Origin of the sequence: Aquirhabdus sp., assembly GCF_046462495.1 — a bacterium.
Classification (GTDB): Bacteria; Pseudomonadota; Gammaproteobacteria; order Pseudomonadales; family Moraxellaceae; genus Aquirhabdus.
In genome coordinates this window covers 330,716-354,549 of sequence record NZ_JBKGVE010000003.1, presented here as the reverse complement: position 1 = coordinate 354,549, position 23,834 = coordinate 330,716, and the positions used below count along the sequence as shown (strand labels likewise).

Sequence of the window (23,834 nt, the reverse complement as noted above, 5' to 3'; positions counted from 1 at the left end):
TTACATAGGTAATACAGTAAAACAATCCTTGCTTAGAGGGTTTTATTCGCTCTCTACTGGTGTGGGTGGTAAGAGTAATAGGGTGCTTGGTAGAGTTCGTAGACAAATACACACACGGAAAGCTATAAAGTCACTCTAATCCCAGAACTATTCAAACAAAATATTTTCTCAAAAAAACTAACTTTCCAATGGAGTCTCTAAAAGGACTGATGGGGCAACATTAAGAGCTTCTGCAAGCTTGTGAATGTTTAGCAATGATATATTTTGATTGCCACGTTCGACCTCTCCTACATAACTACGGGCAAGACAGCTAATCAAAGCTAACTTTTCTTGAGCAATCCCCTGTTTCTTCCTCAACTCCCTTAGTCGATCTCCGAAAGCTTTTAGCTTTGCTCTGTCGTTTGTGTCCATAAGCCACCCACCAAATAATTATGGATGGTATGGCTACACTCTTAATTACACTACGCTTGTTAACTACACGCTTAATGGCAGCACCTGTTTTAACTATCTTTTAATGAAATGACATAGTAGAATTTCACCCAATCCTGTAATCAAGGTCATCAAAGACCTAATTCACATTCTTAGTAGCGGATAATAGCCTTCCGTAGCTCGGCTTAATTGCTGAAGAGGATTCAATAAGAGTTAACGGCATACAAAGGAGATAGTATGAGGTTTGAAATAGTTGATGGTTTTCTACGAGACTCTACATGGTATTTCTCAGACCCTTATTTAAACGGTACAGGAACGGTTTATGGAAAAGCCGCTTCATTCAGAATACCAAGCGATTGTATCAAGTCCATCAAGCTGCTTGAGAATAAACAAGTTGTCGTCTATTTCACCATCACCTTTACCAATGATGAGACTTCTACCTGTAAGACCAATGAGAACTCCTATAAGCAAATTAGCGAGTTAAAGTTGTGTCCATACACTGTACCTTTTGAAATCCAGAAGAAATTGCATTCACCGTTCGACAAGATTGGTGGCTATTTTGCCGTGGTTGCTGTCTTTGCCATCATTGCGATTATTATTCTTGTGCTATTTAAAGCGTGTTCATTTGCCACTTCTCTCATTCCAAAGGATGAGCATAGTAATGACCCCGCAGCATGGTATGTAAAGAAAGGGGCAGTTGTCTGTGATAGTGAAGAGTCCTTTAAGGAAGAAAGAGAGCGCATAGGGCAAGGTATCAACGAACTTGCTGATGGTTGCACCCAAAGCCGTGCTACTCAAAGGATTCTAATGATTGGTTATCCTCATTTCACCGCCCCGACTGAGGTTAAGTTTCTCGATGATAACAATCAAGCATCGGGTTCATATTGGGTTGGTCATGAAGGCTTCTATAGCAATGAATCGACACGGTAAGTAGGGCTTAATTCGAAGATTTTCAATAAATATTTCGGATAATCATATCTTCTCACTATTCTTATTAATGGTTTTTCACCATACTCAATGATTAGTGAATACCATAATTTATGCAAAGTAATAGACATAAAATTGTTTTTCAAAAGCGGATTTTTTGTCGTCATCTTTCTGGTAATTTTAGACCATTTAGTAAATACTACATAAGTGATTAGAAATGAAAAACATAAGAAATAGATGTGAAGCATCCTTTTCAAAAGATACAGCTAACATAACGGAGAGATACATGGCAAAGAATGTAATACCTATAAAAAATCTAGGATGCAAGAGATGGATAGGTTTATCTATTTTATTAGTAATCTCAGGTTGCACGAAAACGATAGATCACTCAACAGAAGGTGATTCCGTTAGTACTAAATATGTCGTTTCACATGCCCCGTCTGCTGCCACAATAGAACGAGCCAAAGCATTTAGGGCAGAGATGGATAGTCTTTACAAAACGATGAAAGAACAAAACAAGTATAATTCTGACTTTTACCCTGAAATAAAAACTCAAATCTATCAAATTGCTCAGAAATATATCCCTATCGGATCTAGTATGGTAGAAGCAGGAAATTTTCTTACCGCCGCAGGTTTTCAATTAAGTGATTTTCCAAGAAACAATCCTTATCCAAGATTTTTTATAGGTAAATTTACTATGGAGCAATTTCTATTGGGGCAGAATGAGCTTTTTATAGTTCTCTCCCCAATCTCGGATGAAAATTTTACGATTAAAACCATGTTAGTAAATATTAATTCAACAGGATTGTGAGGATTTAAAATCATGCCTCAAGAGAGTATTAAAGTAGTCTTTGAACCTATTGTTGACATATTAAATGGCAGTATATATGAAGTTTATCATGGTACATTGTTATACACTAATTCAGCAGGACAGCAGTTTTATGCTGCGGGTACACGATCTAATCAAAATATGGATGCCAGTAGCCCAGCAAATATTTTTGCTGCTGAAGCTGGCTCCTCAACGCCTTACGGATCGTTAGCTACTTTTGTAGGCCGTAAAGGAGACAATAATCAGGTCATTTATGGAAGTAAATGGTTTGCGGATGGAAATCCACAATCTACTTTAGCTACGGGCACAGATTTAAGTGCCCAGTGGAATAACATTTCAAATGCCATGAGTCAGATCAGTAATGATAATCTGACATATAAGCCAATTTCTCAGAATTCAAACTCTGCATGGTGTACTGCGGCATTGGCTGGAGGTATTTCTACAAGTGCGATTTCAAATGCGATTGGAACATATACTGTCCCGGGCTGTCCAAACATTCTAACTACCTCTTTTGGAAATTCGAATGCTTTCTTTAGGGCAATATCAACAACCCAAGGATTCGACTCACAAGGGAACCCAACAGTTACGTTAGGTGAAACGAGCCCTAATGGTATGAAATTGCTTGATCTAGTTGGGCATAGCTCTACCGCTGATTATGAAAGTCTCTTGGTCACGCCAGTAAGTGGTCAAACTTATGCTTCCGTCTCAGGCAATGGCGCAGTTGTTAATCAAACAGGCATCAATATTAATTTCAATGCAGGGACTCTAGCAACAGTGTTAGGAGATAATAATCGCCTATCTCTTACAGCAAATAGCGGCTCTTATATCGTAGCTTCAGGTAAAGGTCTGACCATCAATGGAGTTTCTGGGACAAGCAGAATTGACCTAACTGGCGCAGGTTCAACTGCAACTGTAAATGGTGGTAATGGCAGTAGCATTGGCTTGATGGATAATGATCAAATCGTAACTGCTGGCAATTTACGCATCAATTTTGCACCAAGCACATTACGCTCTACGATTTTAGGTAATGGTAATATTATTAATGAAATCGGAAACAATGGTTCGTATGTCGTTGCTTCAGGAACTGGACTCACTATTAATGGTGTCATTGGAACAAGCAGAGTTGATTTGATGGGTTCAGGCTCAACGGCAACTGTAAATGGCGGTAATGGCAGTAGCATTGGTTTAATGGATAATAATCAAACGGTGACTACTGGCAATTTGCGAATCAATTTTGCAACAGGCACATTGCGCTCCACGATTTTAGGTAATGGCAACATCATTAATGAAAATGGAAACAATGGTTCATATGTGGTTGCTTCAGGCACAGGGCTCGCTATTAATGGGGTCATTGGAACAAGCAGAGTTGATTTGATAGGTGATGGCACTAATGCCACCGTCAATGGAAGCGGTAGTTCCGTGGGCATTTGTGGAACCAATCAATCTGTGACCGCATGGAATCAGTTGGTTAACTTTAACCAAGGTGGCTATACCACTACGATCAAAGGTAATGGCGATACTATTAATGGCGTAGGGTCAAGCGGAGCTTATCTTGTCGTCGCTGGTCAAAATCAAACGATCAATGGAATCAGTGGTTCAACACGTGTTGATTTAGCAGACTCTGGAACTTCTGCAACTGTGAATGGAGGAGGAAGTTCAGTCGGTATTTGTGCTAATAATCAGAATGTCACCGCATCGAATCAAATCTTTAATTTTAATCAGGGTGGCTACAGCACTAATATTAAAGGCGGCTATGACACCGTGAATCAGGCTGCAAATACTGGTGCGTATGTGGGTATTTCAGGTGTAAATCAAACCATTAATGGCAATGCCGGAAATTTGGTCAATCTAGTCGATACGGGAACTAGTTCTACAATATATGGAGGTGGGACGGTCGGGCTTTGCGGCAAAAGTCAACTCGTTACGCTTGGAAGCGCAGGCTCTACAGTGAATACTTTAGATTCTATCTATGACTCGACTATAATCGATAGTGGAGGATTTGGACGAATTAATTTGAGCAACGGTGGCTGGACAACACTATTTGGTACTTCCGACACGGTTTCTATGGGGCGAACCAGCAGCCTTTCGGCTACAGGGACTGATATTGCTGTAAATACAGGCTTGTATAATACAATATTTGGGTCTCATTTAACACTTAATGTAGGTGCAACAATATCCCCGGGTGATTCGCATGAATCATCGTCATTAACCGTGGGAGGTAATGATAATACTTTCAATCTCAATAATTTAACCAGCTCTTATCAGCTCAGTGTGAACGGACATCCCGCAGAGACCATCGTCATGAATCATGTGCTTGAAGTTAATGGGGATGGTAATAAATTTATTGGTGGTAAAAATGGCATGACCGTATATGAAAACCTCAGTAATGGAACTAGACGGGTTCATACATGGTCAGCAAGCGGAGTCGAAAGCATATCTGCACCAACTTCTAGCGCACCAGCTACTCCCAATACCCCAGCTCCTAAATCAATTACACCGGGAACAACGATTCAAATAGGAACGATTCAAAATGGTGTCTTTATACCGAGTAGTAGCAATAATCCCGGGTTAAATGAAATTAATTTAGCCTCATATCCAAATCAATGTACAACAGGTCATACCGTCACCACAACAGTTGGTAATGTGGTAACCGCTCAATGGGTTAAAGACCCCGTCATTCTCAATCTGCAGGGCAAGCCTGTCGAGACAAAATCACTCTCAGGCTCATCCGCTTACTTTGACATGCAAAATAATGATCAAGCCGTCCAAACAGGCTGGGCAACTGCGGGCGAGGGCATGCTGGTCTACAATCCGACTAATCCCGATGGTGCAGTGACTCAAGACAGCCAACTCGTTGCAGGCTTTTCGATCCTGCAAGGTATGAACAGTAACCATGACAGCATGTTCAATAACCAAGACCAAGCATGGAAAGACATGCGGGTTTGGGTGACAGATGGCACAGGTAATTTCAATGCAGATCAACTTCATTCACTCGATCAACTGGGAATTACCTCAATCAATCTGAATAGCAGTCATATCAATCAGGATAACAATGGCAATACGATTCTTGATGACAGCACCTTCACATGGGCAAATGGTAAGACGGGTGATATTGCAGGGGTTGATTTAGCGTTTAATCCAAATGCTGTAGCTGAAAAACCAATGACATCAAGTCTAGATAGCTTAATCAGTGCTATGGCTTCATTTGCACCTGCTTCAGCAAGTTCATCGAGCTTAGTGAATGCTGCAAATAGTTCGTTCTTTACGCCCATATTGGCGGCAGCGCACTAAGCAGATGACTAAAGTTTGAATGTCTAACCTGAAATCAAAGCTGGCTTGGTGATGTAATGTCGCCAAGTCGGTTAAGTTAAGTATACAGACATGATTTCTATAAACTGTTGATCAAGCAATATATCTAGAGAATTAAAATGATGATGAAAGTACGTCAACTATGCCAAAAAGCTATACTGCTAATGTTGCTTACGTCTGCACATCCTTTGACCTATGCTGATGATGCCACTCAAGTAGTATTGAATATGCCATCCTCTGCGACAGATGTTGACTATGCAAAATTGCGGAATGATTATGGTCAGCGTGATGATTTTGAGAAAATCTGTATTGATAAACCGCATACCCAAGAAATGGTTATTGCCATGAATACTCAGCAATTTGACCAATTGATTACACTGACCAATGATTGGGTAAATCAATGCCCTGTAGATATACAAGGTCATTTGTTCAGAGGTACGGCTTTTTTACGCACTGGACAAAAAGATAAAGCTATAGAGCAATACAAATGGGTGGGTGGTTTAATGAAATCAATCTTGGCGAGTGGTGATGGTAAGACATCGGATACAGCCTTTGTCACAATCTCCGTTCCTGAAGAGTATCAAGTCTTATCAATGATGCGCTTAAGACTCGTTAAGCAAGAACTTATCATGAAGCCGTTGCGTGACAAGTTGGATACGCTTGACCAAAGTGGTGTTGAACATATTATATACTTCAACCCTGCTGCACATTTTGATCGCCTTGCAAAGCAATTGAATGTGAAAAAGCCAGAATAATGTATTAAATCGCCTATGTATCTTTACGCGCATATTGCCAAAATCGCTTCTTGTGCAAAATATAGTGCTGGCTAAGTAAGGCTATTTTTGCCAGCATTTAACGAAAAAAGAATTCCAAAATCTGGAAAGCCAATACGCTTGTGTGGCGATTTTTAGCCCTTTAGCACCACTCCTGCTACACAGTAGCACACACCCTCAAAACATCGCCCAAATCGCATTATGGTGGAATTTGGCACGATGTTTGCTTGTCATATTCCTTTGCTTGGTCTTAGTGCGATTGAACAGCCAATTCCATCAAGAATTCACACCAACTAACGCACTGAGCGCTATGATTTTAATAAAATAAAAAATTAAATTACTCTATAGTGAAAATTATTTTTTAGAATTTTGGAAACTCCACCACTCTGTCAAACAGGCTACCGCACCGCCAGCAATTTAACGGCAGACATTCCAAAATATCTGGCACTAAGCAGCATTCCTCACTCTCATGATGGTTTGCCGTGTTGTGCCAAATTCTTTAGCAATTCCCGACACAGATTCACCAGCCGCAATCTTTACCAATACTTCCGCTTTCTGGGTATCATTCAATGCGCTTCTTCGTCCAAGAGTCTTACCTTGTTGTTTAGCACGTTCAAGACCCGATTGTGTGCGCTCAATTAATAGGTCGCGCTCAAACTCCGCTACAGCAGCAATAACACCCATTGTCATCTTTCCTGCTGGGCTAGTAAGGTCAACACCACCCAATGCCAAGCAATGCACCTTTACACCGTGTTTATCAAGCAATTCGACTGTAGCCCTAACATCCATCGCATTACGCCCTAGACGGTCTAATTTCGTCACCACAAGCACATCACCACCTTCAAGGCGGTCAAGTAGCTTGGCAAATTGCGGTCGCTGGTTAGCTGACACAGAACCACTAATGGACTCTTGAATGATTCGCTTATTGTCAATTGAAAAACCTGATTGTTGAATTTCTAACACTTGATTTTCAGTGGTTTGGTCGGCTGTTGAAACACGGCAATATGCAAAAACTCTGGACATGACGATTATACTGTACGGAAAGGATGTACCAATTATACATAGCATACAAAATAACACAACCCTAATTTTCGTACACTTATTTAGACACTGTACGCAAACGACCGTTTTAGTACATCATCTTGATGTGTGTAAACTTCTCCATGAAAGCATTCAAGCTAACCAATAGCGACACACCAATAACATTAAACACAAAGAATAGGAATAAAAGCCAACACAGACTCAATACTTTGATACGTGTAGCCCAATTCTTTAGAATTGTATTCGGACACCAACGACACTACCTATCTACTAAGGTAATATTTACAGCATATTGGCGAGCACCCTAAAAACTAATACCTCGCCAAGAAAAAATGTAAAGTGATTAATTGAGTAGACACTATCGTAAGATTTATTGTATTGAGTGTTCACCTAGTACCTACTAACACTCAAAAGAAGCAATAATTTGTAGTCTTAATTAGTTAACTAACGCTGTCTATATTTCATCTTTTTTTGGGGAGTGTAGTAGATATTTTATAGGTACACTCCCATTGTTGATTGTGTGCAACTATAGATTCACTGGAGTATAAAATTGATTTGCACTTACATTATATTGGCAATTTAGACCGCGCAAAGCGCGTGATTAGCCACAAACACTCAAGTTATCAAAAGAGTGATTCGGTGTGTCTGGGATTGATAGTGTGCTTGGCTGTCATCGCCCAAATGGGCGAATATGCAGCCATTTTAATTATTAAAAATAGACATCATCTTCAGTATGCACTACTTAGTATATATATAGCGAAGCCAGTATGATGAAAGTTTTTATGACTTTTAACTAATAAAAACATATAGTTGATTCTTTTATTATCGTGATAATTTACATGCAAATAGCCCCCTTTATTTGCATGCTATTTTTTAGTGTGCAACTCCCTTGCGAGTGCCGTTATGAAATGACCATCGGCTGAAAACCAGCCATAAAACTTTTCGATGGTATAGCGTACTTAGGAACACCTATATCATCTTCTTTGACTGGATTGTGTTGGAAGTCAATTTCCCTCTGTGATGGCTGGACACGATGTGACAGTTTTTCAGCCGTTTCTTTAAGTTGTTTACGTAACTGTTGAGCTTTTTGATAAGGCGTTGCATAGCCCAATACTTTAGCCTCAACTAAAATCAGCAAATCAGCAGCAATACCCTTTACAGAAGCTTCGCTAAAATCTTCATCAGGCAATGAATTTTTAAGGTCAGTTACATCCGATTGAATTTTTAGTGCGATTTGACGTGCCAACTCCTCCAATTTGAAAACACTCAAGTACGGTTCACTTGGGCTAACATATGGTTTCCGAAAGAGGTATGCAGGGTTCTTGTTTTTCCTCATCAAATCTCGGATATGCTTGTAGCGCTCATAATTGGTTGGACGCTCTACTCCATGCTTCTCATCCAAATCATGACGAATAAACACATTTAGGAATTCTTTGAAAATAATACCTTCTGGACGCAATGCAAGATTGCAGATTTCAGAGACTGCTATCTTAGTTTGCTTTACAACATCTTCCACATCTTTCAAATGATCGTTACACCATCCAAGCGACACACCAAGTTTAGTTTTGATCTGTTCATGGGTTAATCCCATCTTACGCATTAGGATTGCATCATCAAAAGTTTGTTTATTTTTAATAACTGGCATATTGTCTCCTGAATAAGGTCGAGGTTTAGCCACACCTCGGCAATACTGCGATACGATGATAGTCGTTCACACTTTTGCTGAATAAAAAGAAATAGGGCTGCATACCGCAAACAGCCTCAAGATGACGCTTTAGGGGCACTTACAGCAGCAAAGGGTACATATAAATCGCCCTATAATGCTCTAAAGCGCAGGAATGACCACTCGTCCGTTAGCAGAAGTTAACTTTCCCTTCCTTGGTCAGTCCGAATGCTTCAAACCATTTGTTCACCTCCTCACCACGAAACAGCGTTTTGCCGTGAATACGGATTGGGGGAACAAATTTACCGCCGACCTTCGCTTCTTGCCACAGCCATGTACGCTTCCAAGGGAAGCCATCCAATTGCAAAATTTGCGTAGGGGTGTACAAGCCTTGAGGGGCAAGAGGAAGTTGCGGTTTAGAACGGGTATTACTGTTGAGTTTTAACAAAGTCTGACTCCTGTACTGGAATTGATAACAATGCCCACAAAAAGCTTGGAAAGCCAAAATGTGAACAAGCAATTGCCAAGAACCTCGTATATACACATCAATGGCTATTGATGGGAGAGGTGTCAGACCCTGAGTTATGTGCAGGTCTTTAAAATAAAGCGGTAGGAAGTGCTATCAGTATTAAGGACTACTGTTTTCTGTCGTTTGTTAGTAAGTCTTGTTTTATATCAGAATTTATCACTTTTGTCAATAGTATGTGGGTTGTACTATGCGACATCGAATCTTTTTAATTCATCAAGTCGTTGCTTACCTTGACGCATTTTTGCAGCAAGCTCTGAACCCGTCACATTATAGTAGACCTTATGCAATACCCTTAAATCCGTGTGACCAGACACTTTCGCTAAATCGTGGAATTCAAGTACTTGTGCAAGACGGGTACATGCCTCATGTCTAGAATCGTGGAAATGCAGGTCAGTCCCCTTTAGTGCGCTACTATCCCTCACTTCCCTGAACACGGTATCTAAGCTATTTGATGGAATAGGGATGATATACGTATCGTCAACACCCCTCATGAGTTCGACTAAATGAAGCGCTAATGGTGAAAGAGGAACATCACGCTTTTTGCCATTCTTTGTGTCAGGTAAATGGATGTGGTCAGTGAAGAGGTTAGACCATTTCATTTCAGTGATTTCACTCGCCCTCATGGCTGTTTCTATTGCAAACATAAAACACCATGCAGCATATTGCTTATTGATACGGGGTGTGATGTTTTTGTCAAAATTAGCAGCAGTGCAAAATATTGCGACTTCTTCATTAGAAATCCGACGATGACGAGGAGGGCTGTCCTTTGGCTTGTTGATGTCTAATACAGGGTTATGTCTTATTACTAACATTTCTTCCTTTGCATATCGAAAGACGGATGAAATGTTTTGAAGTTCCTTTTTGACCGTAGCTCCTTTTAGACCCAGTTCCATTCTCCTATCCCGATAGCCAATCAAGTCCGATTGGTCAACATCAGGAATTGGTTTATTACACATCTCGGGGTTTTCACGTTTGATCTTAGCGAGTCTGATACCTATTGTTCTACATGATTTCAATAATGGGGCAGCTTTGAGCATGTATTCGTCCATAGCCTCAGCTAAGGTCGGGATCGAGCTTTCAGCTGCTTTAGCAGCTTCTGATTGCTTCTTCGCTGCATTGGGGTCTATGCCGTCAGCAATCATGCGTTTAGGGCTAGCACATCGTAGTCTTGCTTCTGCAATGGTGATCTCAGGATACTTGCCCAGCTTAAACACCTTATCCTTTCCTTCGTGACGGTACTTTAGTCGAAAGGTCATCTTGAGTGTTGGAGTAACTTCGACATACATGCCAGCAATGCCACCTCTACCAGTGTCGTAGTAACGCTTCAATTTCTTCTGCGGTTTTAGTGAGTTCAAAAACACTGGTGTGAGCATGGCTTGGAATTCTGCTATGTAGGGGTAAAATATTACCCCTAACTTTACCCCCATCAATGTGCGGTTTACAAGGGGAAGAGGCGAACAGTGGCGAACATAAAAAAAGCCCTATGTATTGAAAACAAAGAGCTTAATGAACAATAACGAATGGGGCTGAACATGTATATGGTGGGTTGTGTGGGGCTCGAACCTACGACCTACGGATTAAGAGTCCGCTGCTCTACCAACTGAGCTAACAACCCATCTGACTGTCGATACCGATAGTATCTTCAAGGAGGACGGGGATTATATTATAGATTCCGATGAACAAGAAAGCCTTTCGTAGCAAAGATTTAATATTTGATACAAAGACTTTGGTTGGATTTAAGCCTGTAAATGGCTTCATCCAATATCAACAGAACATGGACTCTCTTTAATAAAATATTCAGCAGTAACTGTTGATTTTTAAACATTACGAGACCCAAGGAAGCTGTTATTTATTTAAAAATCAATATCATATTTATTGGTATATTCTTTGCACCACCCTGAAATATTCTTTTTTTAGTCGATCTCACCATGGGCGCAGGCATCTTACAGCTTCAAAATATCTACAAGTCCTTCACGCAAAAGGGGCGGAGCCTATCCGTGCTGGAACACTTTTCACTGGTGATCCAGCCGGGTGAGTTTATCAGTATTGTCGGTAGCAGTGGCTGTGGCAAGTCAACTTTACTACGACTGATTGCAGGACTGGACGACCAGTTTCAGGGGACGGTCTTACTCGGTGATCAGCCTGTGGTCGGGACAAGCTTAAAGCGTGGCTTGGTTTTTCAGGAGCATCGCTTACTGCCATGGCTCACGGTCACGCAAAATATTGCGTTGGCCTTGAATAATGCGCCTTTAACCGAAAAACAAAAGAAGATCACCATCCAAGAGCATATCGATCTCGTCAAACTCAATGGCTTTGAAAATGCCTATCCGCATCAATTATCCGGCGGCATGGCGCAGCGTGTTGCGATTGCGCGGGGGCTGGTCAATCGTCCAGATATTCTGCTGCTTGATGAGCCTTTTGGCGCTCTGGATGCAATTACACGCGGGCATCTCCAGCAAGAGTTAGAGCGAATCTGGCGCACTGAAAAAATCACCATGATCTTGGTCACCCACGATATTGAAGAGGCGGTCTTTTTGGGTAATCGGGTGGTCGTCATGGAGCCGCGTCCGGGGCGTATTCGCCGTATTATCCCAGTCCCACAAGCCCACCCACGGGATCGGCATAGCCCTGAGCTCTTGGCGATCAAGCGTGAGGCATTGGCTGAGTTTGGTGAAGTGATCCCAGAGCCACCGATTGCCGTTAAACCGATTTTGCAAAACTTGAAGGCGTATCGACTCTCTTGGTGAGGGGATGATATGGCGTTTTTGCGTATACCTTCATCTGAAAATCATCTTTTGGTTTATGTGTTTTTTTGGCTAGACTGTTTTTTATGAATTGGATCACTTGTTATGCAATTCATTTATATTATTTCAATACTACTTTTGAGGGAGGTTATTTTGACCATTCATGCCATTAATGTGCGTAACCAATTCCAAGGGACGATTAAAGAGATCATCCGCGGTCCAGTCGTCTCGGAAGTGGATATTGAGACCGCTGCTGGAGTGATTACTTCTGTCATCACGACTCGCTCGGTTGATGAGCTACAGTTGGATGTCGGCAAGTCGGTTGTGGCATTGATTAAATCTACCGATGTATCACTCGCAACGCTGTAATGACTTATGGCGCGTTTGAGTCTTGATGAATCTGACGCGCTGATTGTATTTCTCCATAAGAACAAGAACGTAAGTTGTTTTTCTCGCCAAATCACACTTTAGATTGACCACATCCATCCAAGATCACTCCCCAGCAGTTGGTGATTTCTCAACAGCTGAGTGTTTAGTAGTGCGCAACTGATTGGTGCTTAATAAAAAATTAAAAATAAATAAATATTAATAAACAATATGTTAGGATAAATATTTGGCTTGGCATAGCTCCTGCACTGTTATCGGTAAGCGCCTGATTGATTCAGGCTAACGTGATATTCATTGTTCAGGAGAGCATCTCATGTCCGCTATTCAATCCCAAGATTCAACGTTATTGTCCTTTATCGCAGCCGTCAAAGCCGACTTTGAAAAGTCCCTGCGTATCCTTACCGAAACCAACACGCTATCCGCAACGCGAACCTTTCAAGCCTATGTGCGTGTACCCAATCAAAAACTAGTTGTTGCCTTAACCCCTCCTGATTTATGGAAAGGGGAGACCGAGGCTCGCGCAGTTGTCGGTACCTTTGAGGGTGAAATTGTCCATGGGGCGGCTGCTGCGGGTCGCCAGGGCTCGCGCTATGCACCGATCTTTGAAGCCAATACCGATGTCCATGTGGTCATTCATGTTCACACCCCTTATTTAGGCGGCTGGGCAAGCTCGCATCGTGTGCTACCGATCCTCTACGCTGCGGCACAGCGTCATACCTTGGCACGTGAGATCCCTGTCTATGTTGACCGCCGTCCGGGTGAGCCTGCATTTATCAATGACGCGATTCGTACCAATCCGCATACCCCAGCGATTTTGGAAGCCAATGGCGGCGCGACGTTCTGGGGTCAGAGCATTATCGAGGTTTCAAAGTTCATTTTAAATCTTGAAGAAGGGGCTTACTTCCAAGGCGTTGCTGAATACTTGGGTGGATCTAAAGAGTTTGGCCCGGGTGTGCTGGATCAGCAGTGGAGCATGGGCTTTGTCAAAAAGCAGGATAGCGCTGCTTAAAACCCACATCATCTTTAGTTGATCATAAGATTCAAGAACTGCTGCGTAGTGATACGGGGTGCAGTAGTTCTTGTCTTGATATCTGTATAAAAAATTAAATTAAACATCAAGCTAAAACAATATGACAAGACCCGAAGGGAGACGTCATCAGCCTTATTTCATTGAAAAAATAGGCTTGCGCAGTATTCTAAGGTAATCGATATGTCCGATGTAAACACATTTAATCAGCGCTATCCATTGCTGCGTTGTCTGCTGCTCTATCGTTATATGCCGTGGGGTTTTACATTAACGGCCAGTCTATTTTTGATCGTCAATTTAAGTCTTGCCGGTCAGCAGTGGTTGATTGGTCGCGCAGTCCATGATGTGGAACGGCACGTTGCCGTGGTGCAGTTGCCCAGCGGTGCGCTGGATTATCATGTGGCGTTATTCTGGCTTTTGGTCTTAATCGGTGTCGCACTGACACGCGGGGTCTTACAGTATCTGGCAGGCATCATGTCGTTGACAATAGGTCAGGATCTGCTTTTCATCCTGCGCGAACGCATTCTGTCGCAAGTACAGCGGTTGGATCTGGCGTATCACTGGCGGCATGGGGTGGGAGAGATTGTCACCCGCACCACGCGGGATGCCGACAAGTTGCGTGACGCACTGATTAACTTCTGGCGGCAAGTTTTTGAAACAGGCGTGGTGGTGCTCGCCGCCGTAGGAATCATGTGTTGGTATGACCTTTGGCTTGGGCTAGTCCCATTACTGTTGACTCTCGGTGGGATCTTGATTCTGGTGCAGCAAACCAATCACTTGGTAACACTCGATCGGGCTGTCGGGCAGGCCTATGACCAAGTCAATCAAAACTTGAGTGAGGGAGTGGCGGGTGTGCGGGTGATTAAGGCTTTTGCGCTAGAGCCGATCCGCATCGAGAGTTTTAGTCAGCAGGTTCAAGTTTTTACGACGCATGCCCGCACTGCACTGGCCTATGCAACCTCACGCATTCCTTTGCCACAGATGGTGATTGCACTGGGTCATGTGTGGGTACTGGGTTATGGCGCGTGGCTGGTCAGTCAAGGGCGTTTAAATTTAGGAGAATTGGTTGCCGCAGTGTTGATTGCCAATACCTTGATTCTGCGTATTGAAACGATAGGTCGGGTCATGCAGGTCTTTGCCGATGCGCGCTCTTCCGCTGCTAGGCTGTGGGATGTTTTGGACGCTGAGCCTGAGATTCTAAGTGGTGCTGAAGCGGTGACCGATACGGCACTGGGTTTGTCTTTTGATCGGGTGCAAGTCTCTGCACACGGTGGCGGTAAGGCGATTTTGCAACATTGCACCTTTAAAGTGAATCCGGGTGAGATCGTGGCTTTGGTTGGGCAGACGGGTTCGGGCAAGAGTACCCTCATGAGCCTGCTACCGCGTTTGATGGATGCTGATCAGGGGATCGTCGCAATCGGCAACGACCAGCACGGTTGGCAAAATATCCAGCATTTGGATTTAAGTGAGTTACGTCACCGCGTCCATGTGGTACCGCAAGAGAGCTTTCTCTTTTCGGATACGCTCGCCAGCAATCTGCGTCAGTCAGCGCCCAAAGCCACTGACAAAGAGTTGCTGGAGGCGCTGCGTTTGGCTTCAGCAAGTGAGGTATTAGAGCGGCTGGAGCATGGGCTTGAGACACGATTGGGTGATCGTGGGGTTACGCTATCGGGTGGTCAACGTCAGCGCATTTGTTTAGCTCGTGCACTTTTAACCCGCGCTTCGATTCTGGGACTCGATGATGCGACCAGTGCGCTGGATGCAGCGACCGAGCAAACCATTCTGCATAACGTCAGACAGTATCAACAAAACGACGGTCACCCGATCACCGTACTGATTGTATCCAGCAAACTGTCGACCGTACTTATGGCGGATCGTGTCATCGTCCTCGCAGATGGACGTATCCAAGCCCAAGGCACGCATCATGAGCTAAAAGAAACCAGCGCGGCATACCGTGAATTGATGGGGATATAACAACATGATTCGAGGAAATAAGGCGCTCAGTGATATTGAGCTCGAAGAGGCGCTGGCCAAGCAGTCATTGGATCGCGGGATGTTCTGGCGTTTATGGCCGCTATTGCATCCGGTGCGCAAGTTTGTGATTGGTGCCATCCTGATTGAGATTCTGCTGGTGGTGACGATCTTTTTTAGACCGTGGCTGGTACGTGTTGTGATTGACCATGGCTTATTACCTGATTCTCATGGCGGTTATCACTTGGTCTGGTCGGTGTTGGGTTGGGCGACCTTTGGGCTGGGGCTGACGTGGTCGCTGCGCTTTCTGCTGGCGGGCGTGGGTCAATATTTGTCGGGGAGTGCGGCGATACGGGTGATCAATGATTTGCGCATTCAGATTTTTTGTCATGTGCAGGCGCTGAGTGTCGGTTATTTTGATCGCACCAAAGCCGGCCGGATCACGGCACGCGCAGACAGTGATGTCAATACGCTGGAGCCACTACTGATTCAGGGACCGCCAGAGTTTCTCTCTACGATCCTGCGCTCAGTTGTGGCGGGGATCATGCTGTGGCATATCTCCCCGCTACTGTTTGCCAGCGTGGCTGGGGTGATTCCCTTACTGTTGCTGGCGACAATTATCTTTAAGCGCATCTCCCAAAAAAACTGGGCCGTGGTGGCCGAGAATCGCAGTCGCTTTACCGCGCATCTGGTCGAGACCGTAGCTGGCGTGCGCTTGATCAAGCAAGGTGGGCGTGAACTGGATAATCTCAATGCCTATCGTGGTCTACTGCGTAACTTCAATCAGGCATTGATTCGCGGCAATCTACGATCCAGCTGGTTTGCGCCTTTTACTGCGGTGTTGACCACAACAGCGATGGCGATCTTATTGCTGGTTGGTGCACGCGGCATGGCACTGGGTGTGATTACCATGGGGCAGGTCGCTGCCAGCATGTTTTATATTTTTATCTTCCTCGGGCCATTGCAGGAACTTAATGATCTGTTTGAGCGCTATGCTAATGGCACTGCTTCTGCTCAGCGTATCTTCTTACTGCTGGATACGAAGCCTGATGTGAATGATGCTGAGGATGTCCTCCCCCTGACTAAGGTCAGGGGTGATGTTGAGTTTCAGCAAGTTCATTTCCGCTACCAAGCCAAAGGTCGTTCTGTGATTGAAAGCCTGAGTCTTAAAGTCCCTGCGGGTCAGGTGCTGGCGATCGTGGGACCGACAGGACATGGCAAGAGTACTTTGGTGCAGCTTCTAACCCGTTTTTATGATGTGAACGAAGGTGCGGTGACCATCGACGGTGTAGATGTGCGACATATTAGCCAAACCAATCTAAGACGTCATGTCGGGGTCGTGCTACAGGACAATGTGCTGTTTAGTGGTTCGATTTTGGATAATTTACGCCTCGCTGCACCTGAGTCAAGTGATGAGCAGTTGATTGCAGCAGCCCACGCCTTGGGTGTGGATGAGGTCTTGGAAAAACTGCCGCACGGCTACCATACTCAAGTGGGATCGCTCGGCAGTGCGCTGAGTCACGGTCAGCGGCAACTGGTTTGTCTGGTGCGTGCTTATGTGGCGGACCCTGCAATTCTGGTTCTGGACGAGGCGACGTCAGCGGTGGATGTACTCACCGAACGCCGCATTCAGCGTGCTCTGCGTACATTGTGTGAAGGACGGACAGCGATTATTATTGCTCATCGCTTAACCACGATTCGCTATGCCGATCAGATCGCCGTGATTCAACATGGGCAAGTGGTAGAGCTGGATAATCACCAGCAATTGCTTGTGCAAGACGGCATTTACGCCAGTCTCTATCGTGCTTATGAAAGGAATGCGCATGGTGTGACGAGCATGCATCTAGCAGCCCCTGTGCTTGCGTCTGTTTAAACCTACTTCAAACTGTATGAGACGACACAAACCATAAAAAAGCGTATTCAGTCCAGACCTGAATACGCTTAAAGGGCTTGAGCGCCCGGTTCGATGGGCTATCCTTAACTCAGTTCTTTTCTTTTATGGGTATTATCCGCAAATAAAGACTGCGTCCAGCCATTGGCAAAAGCAATTTCTTCCAGCGGCTTACGCACCCGGGGTGCGGATTCACGGGTTTTCAACTCATCACTCAAGTGATCGTCATGTGGACTGTGATAACCCAGACCAATCAAGGACAAGATGCGGATATGCTCAGGCAGATCAAACTCTGCACGCAGTGCATCACGATCAAAGCCACCGATCTGACGGGTAATGAGTCCAAGAGCCTGTGCCTGCAGGGTGAGGCTCAGCGCTGCTGCACCGGTATCGTAGGACGCGGAGTTATTGCCATTTGGTGTACCATCGGTTGAGCGGGTATCCGCCAGTACCGCAATCAATACAGGCGCATGTCCAATCCAGACTTGGTTTCTCTCAACAATCGTGGCAAAGGCGCGGTCATAGGATGCGGTATCGAGATGATTGTTCCAGACGATAAAGCGCCAAGGTTGCAGATTGTAAGAAGAGGGCGCCCAGCGCGCCGCTTCTAAAACGCTATGAATTTGGTCATGACTGACCAGACGCTTTTGATCAAAGACGCGAGGGCTCCAGCGCGCGCGGATCACGTCATGAATTTCGATAGGGGTAGGGAACTTGCTCATGATGACTCCAGAATATCTGCTTAAAATTGAAAAGATGAGCTAGATTTGCAGAAAGCATGCCATCATAAAGTTCAGATAATCTAAGTTTAAAATATTGAAAAATATGATAATTATAATCTGTGAAAACTAGACTGATTCAATCCCGACATCAACTGTTGAAAAATCAACAATGCCGCTGCTGCATTTTCATCAAAATCGCTTAAAAAATAGAAAACCAGCAGTTTATTGAATATACAAATGCAGATTAATGCTGTCTTGCTATGCTCTTAGTTCTATCTAATTATTTGAAATAAAATACATTATTATTTTAGTTCAGTACTAAAAAATAAGCTGGCGCGCCTCTTGCTCCATGAGGATGAGATCCATCATTTTTATGTCGATAGACATCCGTTTAGCCGCTTTCCATTGCGGTGATTGAGAGGTGAACTTATGCGTTTTTTTAAAACGGTTTTAACTCTGGTATTGCCTGTGACCCTGCTTGTACAGCAGACTCATGCGGAGACCGAACCCCAAACGCTACGGATTGCAGTCGTGGCGAATGCCGTCTCTGGCAAAGTCAGTTTTGTCGGTTCGCCGCAGATCGTTGCGAATGATGAGATTTTAAAATCCGAGCTGGCCAAGCGTCATGTAGCCCTGCAGTGGGTGCCCATTACTCCAACATCGGTCGCAACGCTGGTCAATGAAGCCTTTACCAATAAGCAGATCGATTTTGCTTTTTATGGCGATTTACCGTCGGTTATTTTAAATTCATCTGGTACCTCAACCCGCTTAGTTGCGCCGGGCAGCGTGGGGAACAATGTCTATCTGGTTGTACCACCTAACTCAAATGTCCGTTCGATTACTGATCTCAAAGGGAAACGGATCGCCCTGCATCGTGGTCGTCCATGGGAAGTCAGCTTTGGCAAACTATTGGCAACCAATAACCTGACCTTTAACGACATCAAAGTCATCAACCTTAATCCGCAAGCGGGCGCTGCGGCTTTGGCTGCAGGTAGCGTGGATGCTTTCTTTACCATGAGTGATGCCTATACCCTCGCGGATAAAGGCGTGGGTAAAATCGTCTGGTCTTCCCAGAGTTTGTCTGACGACTGGAAAATGCGCGCTGAGCTGTGGGGTGCCACGGATTTCATCCAAAAATATCCTGAGATTACCCAACTCTTGGTTGACGCGAACGTCCGTGCCGCGTATTGGATTTCACAAGATAAAAATAAAGATACATTTATCCGTGAGCAAACCAAATTTGGTCAACCTGAAAGTGTGATCCAACGGGAGTATCAAAATAAATATGGCTCGTGGCAGCAAAACTGGTCACCGTTGTTTACCCCGACGCTCACGCAGCATTATCAGCAGGTCGCAAGCTACGCACTGAGTGCTAAATTGATTCGCAAACCCGTGGATTCGAATCAATTGCTTGAACCTAAATTTATCCCTGTTGCGCTGAAAAATCTGAAGCTGGATAAATATTGGACGACCGGTAATGGTGCGGGGAGTAGCAGTACAGCGAGAGCGAAACCATGACGTTGTTGACTGCACATGAGGTGAGCGAGACCGAGTCGCGGCCACGAACTGTTGAGTGGCGCTGGCCACTGCAACGACGTTCTCTGGTGATACTGGCGGGTTGGATCTCGCCAGCTTTGTTGTTATTGGCGTGGTACTGGGTGACGCGAGCCCAACTCTTTCCTGAGCAAATCGTGGTGCCACCTAGCGTGGTGTGGGATGCATTTGTTGAACTCAAAGACAGTGGCGAACTTCAAATGCATTTGCATGCCAGCCTTTTCCGGCTGTTTTCAGGCTTTGGCATTGGTGTGGTCAGTGGTGTTTTGTTTGGTGTGGGTTTAGCTTTGTCGCAGACGATACGTGCTTATTTTGGCTTGTTGTTTGAAGCACTGCGCCAAGTGCCTACGCTGGTATTGATTCCGATGTTTGTCTTGTTCTTTGGCATTGATGAAACCTTGAAGATTGTCATCATCGTCAAAGCCACTTTTTTTCCCGTCGCCATGGCGACTCAGGAAGCGGTACGTACGATCCCCAATCAATATCTAGAACTCGGTAAAGTCTACCAACTTAAACCGTTGACGTGGTTTTCTAAGATCATCTTCCCTGCGACATTGCCGCCTGTGCTAACCGGCATTCGTATTGCCTTAAGTCGATCCTGGTTAATTCTAGTTGCGGTGGAACTCATGGCTGCGGACAGTGGCATCGGTCAAATGATGGAAATGGCACGCCAGATGCTGCGTCTGGATATCGTGATGGTTGGCGTGATTTTGACTGGATTGATTGGCTTTGGACTGGATAAAGGGCTGCGTATCATTGAGCGTTTATTCAGTCGCTGGAAACCGGTGGAGATTTCAACATGAGCCAAAACAATGATACGTCGGTATTGAAACGCTGGATCACGCATTGGGATTTTCGAGGTTTGCTGGTTCCGGTATTGCTCTTATTGCTATGGCAATATATGTCCGGCAGGGATGCCAGCCATGCCTATGCCTTCGTACCCCTGCAGCAAGTCTGGTCTTCTCTTAAGACTTTGCTGGCCTCGGGCGAACTGTGGGTCAATCTGCTCGGTAGCCTGCATCGCACGACGGTTGGACTGCTGCTGGGCATCGTCTTGGGCTTGCTGGTTGGGGCATTGATGGCCATATCCAAGATTGCTAATACACTGATTGGACCACTGTATCATTCGATTCGCCAAGTCCCGATCTTAGGCTTAACCCCGTTGATTGGTCTTTGGATGGGCAATGGCGAGCCAGCCAAAGTGTTCATCATTACCTTGGCGGCTTTTTTTCCTGTAGTGCTAAATACCTATGAAGGCTTACGTCAGGTCGATATTCAACATGCGGAGCTGGCACAGGTCTATCAGTTCAATCGTCGGCAGTACTTTTGGCGTATGCGCTTACCTGCGGCGATTCCGAGTATTTTAACGGGATTTTTGCATGCGGTGACCTTTGCCTGGATTACCGCGATCGGCAGTGAGTTATTGTTTAATGCAGGAGCGGGTTTGGGCAATCTGATGATGACTGCTGAGGTCGGCGCACATATGGATATCATCCTGATCTGTGCGATTACCGTGACGATCTTGGGGGTGCTGATGACGCAAGTGGTGCAGAGCTTGTCTCGAAGATTATTGAGGTGGCGTCCGCCGCAGGGGTGATTTGTTGGTGTTAAGCAAAAGGCTATTTCTTTAAGGAGTGGCCTTTTTTTGTTTGGGGCTACTGATTATGTTGAATGATGCTAATCTAAGTTTAAGTGATCGCGTAGTTCGTTCTGGCAGGGAGTTATTTTTTCACGATTAATATATTAGGTCGCCAGTCAAGTTTGCTCACACAGCATGTCGATGAGTTACGCCAAGCCCATCGACAAATGATTTCAAAATATCCGATCCAGATTGACGCGATGGTCTTTTTACCTGATCACATTCATGCGATTTGGACACTGTCAGAAGACGATGATAACTACTCTATACGCTGGAAATTATTTAAAAGTGTGTTTCCCAGAATTATCCCAGCCGAGCCTCAATCGCAACGTTCTATAAGTTGCATAAAGAAAGGAGAGCGTGCGGTTTGGCAACGCCGATTTTGGGAGCATCGCATACGCGTAGTCATGAATTTAGAGAAGCGAGTCAGGTGGCTGCGTATGTGGGATTAGTGCCAGTGCAACGTCAGTCTGGTAGTTCGGTAAGAGGTAGAAGCAGCATATCAAAAGCAGGTTCAGCCAAGGTAAGAGCAGGACTATATTAAGAGCAGGACTATATATCGCGGCGGTAGTCGCTGTACGGTATAACCCACACATTAAAGCGATGTATGAGCGTTTACTTTTAAATGACAAATCAAAGATGTCTGCAATCTGTGCTGCAATGAGAAAGTTGGTGCATCTGTGCTTTGGTGTTTTAAAGCACCAGATGCCTTATCAAGTCGATTATCAATCAAAATTAGCTTGAGTGGTGTTTACAGCCAAGACGGTATCTACGCGTGTTACTCGGGGTGGGGCACGCAGTTGCCGCCTCCAGCGGTAAGCTTTTCACAACCAGCCCTCGCTATTTCAGCCGCGTTTACAAGCTCTGGGAGTTGGGAGTATTCGGGTTCCACGCCCGCGCACTGGGCCCGGGTCGTGTCGATCAGGCGGATAGTCCACCAGAGCGTGCCGCTTAAGGACTGCAGGGCGCCAGTCCAACGACTTGAGGCATCGCTCATGCCAGTGTGAACTTGAGCGAGTGCTGTTCGGCAGGAGCTCTGCTGCTCACGTTCAAGTTCAAGTTCAAGTTCGCGTTCGCGTTCGGCGTTTTGTTGCGCGACATGACGGCGTTCCTCATCCGCCAGCCGGTGGCGCTCCTGCATGGCCTGTACGTATTGGGAACTCTCGTTGCCGCTAGGCTCGGTCGAGCCAAGATCTTCGTTCGACTGGGAGCCGCCTAAGTCGAGTTGTGACCCGCTGTGAACGTTCGATGGCGGTCGCACAGTTGATTGTTGATTGATGCTGGACCGCAGTATGGGGGTAGGCGGTGCGACCCCGAACGGGTAATGCAGGTCTGCAGATGTCGGCGCGGCGCGGCGAACCGCTGGTGTTGCCCAGCGCGGCTCAATGGGTGGGGCAGCGGGAGAGACCCGCGGTGGCAGGGGTTTTAGTGGTTCTGGTGGCGGCATTGGACTCGCCGTCACGAAGCCTCCAGCGCGCGAGCTGCCCGTTGTCTGCACGGGCGATGCGCCGATTTTCGGCGCCACCCGATCGTCGCTGGAGGCCACCGGCAGCCCCATGCTCCGCAGTGCTTGCTGATGATCAATTTCGGCGCGTTGCTTCCGCTCCTCAAGGCTTTCTACGCTCTGCACGGTCTGAGCCGTGGAATATGGGCGCTCAGAGGTAGTAGTGACGGAGCGTGGCGGCGAGGGGATGGGAGCTGTCTTGACGCGAGCCGCTTGTTCGGCGGCCACACGTTGCCTCTCCATTTCAGCACGCGCGGCACGTTGCCGCCCGTCTTGTATGGCGTGATCAGACGCTGCGTAGTCCTCTAGTCCTACCGTTTTCAGAACGTCCTTTGCCGCAGCAGATCCTTCAGGGTCTTGTAGAGCGGCTTTGTCCTGCATGACTTGACCTGTCGTCTGAATGATTCCAACAAGGATGCTCGGATTAAAACCTGCTGCCTTAGCGGCTTCTGGTGTGATCGCTTGTGTTGTTTTTGAGTATGGATTCGCTTTGGCCGGCTTTGAAAGATCAAATTGTGGTGAGGCACCCTCAATCTCCATCCGTTTTAGCTGCTTCCAAGCAGGTTCAGGGACGGTAGAAATGGTGGTCCCGAAGAGTTCTCTTTGGAGATTCTCAGGCCACTGCATGGCAGCACGAATCCAGGCTGTTGTCTTTCTGCAGTCCTGCAGATCAGCCGATGAATTTGGCCAGTACTTTGCGCAGGTATCGCTACGTGACATACAGATTCGTAATTTATTCGCTTCATCGGCGGACAATGTTTCTCTGCAAGACGGATTATCAAGCACGCTTTCTATTCCGAATGACGCCGTGACTGAGAGCCACATCAAGCCGAAACTGAAAACAGTGCCGACTGAATAAGATTTTGGAATCAACTCAATCTCCATAGTTTTAGTC

At 45.4% G+C, this 23,834-nt stretch carries 21 protein-coding genes and 1 tRNA gene; 14 read left to right on the top strand and 8 right to left on the bottom strand.

Features of this window, described 5'->3' with window-relative positions; all coding sequences use genetic code 11:
* Positions 1-177 precede the first annotated feature (177 nt).
* Positions 178-411 carry a helix-turn-helix domain-containing protein gene (locus ACLHG7_RS03230; protein WP_410209614.1) on the bottom strand — a complete coding sequence of 78 codons (234 nt, stop codon included), beginning with the start codon at positions 409-411 and terminating at the stop codon, positions 178-180.
* Between the two features lie 255 nt (positions 412-666).
* Here ACLHG7_RS03230 and ACLHG7_RS03225 point away from each other — a divergent pair, with 255 nt between their 5' ends.
* The 4 genes from ACLHG7_RS03225 to ACLHG7_RS03210 all read left to right on the top strand — a co-directional run bounded on the left by ACLHG7_RS03225 (position 667) and on the right by ACLHG7_RS03210 (position 6,249).
* The gene (locus ACLHG7_RS03225; RefSeq protein WP_410209613.1) at positions 667-1,359 is read left to right on the top strand and encodes a hypothetical protein; all 693 of its coding nucleotides are present in this window, start codon (positions 667-669) and stop codon (positions 1,357-1,359) included.
* Between the two features lie 283 nt (positions 1,360-1,642).
* The gene (locus tag ACLHG7_RS03220) at positions 1,643-2,167 is read left to right on the top strand and encodes a hypothetical protein (RefSeq protein ID WP_410209612.1); all 525 of its coding nucleotides are present in this window, start codon (positions 1,643-1,645) and stop codon (positions 2,165-2,167) included.
* A 12-nt stretch (positions 2,168-2,179) separates the two neighbouring features.
* Entirely contained in the window at positions 2,180-5,476 is a 3,297-nt protein-coding gene (locus ACLHG7_RS03215; RefSeq protein WP_410209611.1) for a beta strand repeat-containing protein, read from the top strand.
* A gap of 137 nt (positions 5,477-5,613) precedes the next feature.
* Positions 5,614-6,249, top strand: coding sequence for a DUF4919 domain-containing protein (locus ACLHG7_RS03210; protein ID WP_410209610.1), 636 nt, complete (start codon positions 5,614-5,616; stop codon positions 6,247-6,249).
* A 465-nt stretch (positions 6,250-6,714) separates the two neighbouring features.
* On the opposite strand, the gene ACLHG7_RS03205 is transcribed toward ACLHG7_RS03210, so the two are convergent.
* The 5 genes from ACLHG7_RS03205 to ACLHG7_RS03185 form a co-directional block, all read right to left on the bottom strand.
* On the bottom strand, positions 6,715-7,290 hold the full coding sequence (locus ACLHG7_RS03205; RefSeq protein WP_410209609.1) for a recombinase family protein: 576 nt from the start codon (positions 7,288-7,290) through the stop codon (positions 6,715-6,717).
* Positions 7,291-8,209: 919 nt separating this feature from the next.
* On the bottom strand, positions 8,210-8,953 hold the full coding sequence (locus ACLHG7_RS03200) for a hypothetical protein (RefSeq protein WP_410209608.1): 744 nt from the start codon (positions 8,951-8,953) through the stop codon (positions 8,210-8,212).
* 208 nt (positions 8,954-9,161) lie between these two features.
* Positions 9,162-9,419 carry a hypothetical protein gene (locus tag ACLHG7_RS03195; protein ID WP_410209607.1) on the bottom strand — a complete coding sequence of 86 codons (258 nt, stop codon included), beginning with the start codon at positions 9,417-9,419 and terminating at the stop codon, positions 9,162-9,164.
* A 266-nt stretch (positions 9,420-9,685) separates the two neighbouring features.
* Positions 9,686-10,873, bottom strand: a complete 1,188-nt coding sequence (locus tag ACLHG7_RS03190; protein ID WP_410209606.1) for a tyrosine-type recombinase/integrase — start codon at positions 10,871-10,873, stop codon at positions 9,686-9,688.
* 166 nt (positions 10,874-11,039) lie between these two features.
* Positions 11,040-11,115, bottom strand: a tRNA-Lys gene (locus ACLHG7_RS03185).
* 313 nt (positions 11,116-11,428) lie between these two features.
* Here ACLHG7_RS03185 and ACLHG7_RS03180 point away from each other — a divergent pair.
* The 5 genes from ACLHG7_RS03180 (at position 11,429) to ACLHG7_RS03160 (ending at position 17,502) form a co-directional block, all read left to right on the top strand.
* Positions 11,429-12,247 (top strand): ABC transporter ATP-binding protein, encoded by an 819-nt coding sequence (locus tag ACLHG7_RS03180; RefSeq protein WP_410209605.1) that lies wholly within the window; start codon positions 11,429-11,431, stop codon positions 12,245-12,247.
* A 150-nt stretch (positions 12,248-12,397) separates the two neighbouring features.
* Complete coding sequence (locus ACLHG7_RS03175; RefSeq protein ID WP_114899761.1) at positions 12,398-12,613, top strand: molybdopterin-binding protein; 216 nt, start codon at positions 12,398-12,400, stop codon at positions 12,611-12,613.
* 331 nt (positions 12,614-12,944) lie between these two features.
* A complete protein-coding gene (locus ACLHG7_RS03170) occupies positions 12,945-13,640 on the top strand; it encodes a class II aldolase/adducin family protein (RefSeq protein WP_410209604.1) in 696 nt (231 codons plus the stop codon).
* A 201-nt stretch (positions 13,641-13,841) separates the two neighbouring features.
* Entirely contained in the window at positions 13,842-15,632 is a 1,791-nt protein-coding gene (locus tag ACLHG7_RS03165) for an ABC transporter ATP-binding protein (RefSeq protein ID WP_410209603.1), read from the top strand.
* Between the two features lie 4 nt (positions 15,633-15,636).
* Positions 15,637-17,502 (top strand): ABC transporter ATP-binding protein, encoded by a 1,866-nt coding sequence (locus tag ACLHG7_RS03160; RefSeq protein WP_410209602.1) that lies wholly within the window; start codon positions 15,637-15,639, stop codon positions 17,500-17,502.
* Between the two features lie 104 nt (positions 17,503-17,606).
* Here ACLHG7_RS03160 and ACLHG7_RS03155 read toward each other — a convergent pair whose 3' ends face one another.
* Positions 17,607-18,242, bottom strand: a complete 636-nt coding sequence (locus tag ACLHG7_RS03155) for a nitroreductase family protein (RefSeq protein WP_410209601.1) — start codon at positions 18,240-18,242, stop codon at positions 17,607-17,609.
* A 429-nt stretch (positions 18,243-18,671) separates the two neighbouring features.
* Between ACLHG7_RS03155 and ACLHG7_RS03150 the strand changes: the two genes are divergently transcribed.
* From ACLHG7_RS03150 to ACLHG7_RS03130, 5 genes are all read left to right on the top strand, one after another.
* Entirely contained in the window at positions 18,672-19,760 is a 1,089-nt protein-coding gene (locus ACLHG7_RS03150) for an ABC transporter substrate-binding protein (protein ID WP_410209600.1), read from the top strand.
* Positions 19,757-20,599 (top strand): ABC transporter permease, encoded by an 843-nt coding sequence (locus tag ACLHG7_RS03145; RefSeq protein WP_410209599.1) that lies wholly within the window; start codon positions 19,757-19,759, stop codon positions 20,597-20,599. The genes ACLHG7_RS03150 and ACLHG7_RS03145 overlap by 4 nt, the downstream gene beginning before the upstream one ends.
* Positions 20,596-21,393, top strand: coding sequence for an ABC transporter permease (locus ACLHG7_RS03140; protein ID WP_410209598.1), 798 nt, complete (start codon positions 20,596-20,598; stop codon positions 21,391-21,393). Before ACLHG7_RS03145 ends, ACLHG7_RS03140 begins: the two co-directional genes overlap by 4 nt.
* A gap of 164 nt (positions 21,394-21,557) precedes the next feature.
* Positions 21,558-21,887 (top strand): REP-associated tyrosine transposase, encoded by a 330-nt coding sequence (locus ACLHG7_RS03135; RefSeq protein ID WP_410209597.1) that lies wholly within the window; start codon positions 21,558-21,560, stop codon positions 21,885-21,887.
* Entirely contained in the window at positions 21,866-21,979 is a 114-nt protein-coding gene (locus ACLHG7_RS03130) for a transposase (RefSeq protein ID WP_410209596.1), read from the top strand. Before ACLHG7_RS03135 ends, ACLHG7_RS03130 begins: the two co-directional genes overlap by 22 nt.
* A 234-nt stretch (positions 21,980-22,213) precedes the next feature.
* Here the strand turns inward: ACLHG7_RS03130 and ACLHG7_RS03125 are convergent, their stop codons facing one another.
* On the bottom strand, positions 22,214-23,824 hold the full coding sequence (locus ACLHG7_RS03125; protein WP_410209595.1) for a hypothetical protein: 1,611 nt from the start codon (positions 23,822-23,824) through the stop codon (positions 22,214-22,216).
* Between the last annotated feature and the right edge of the window lie 10 nt (positions 23,825-23,834).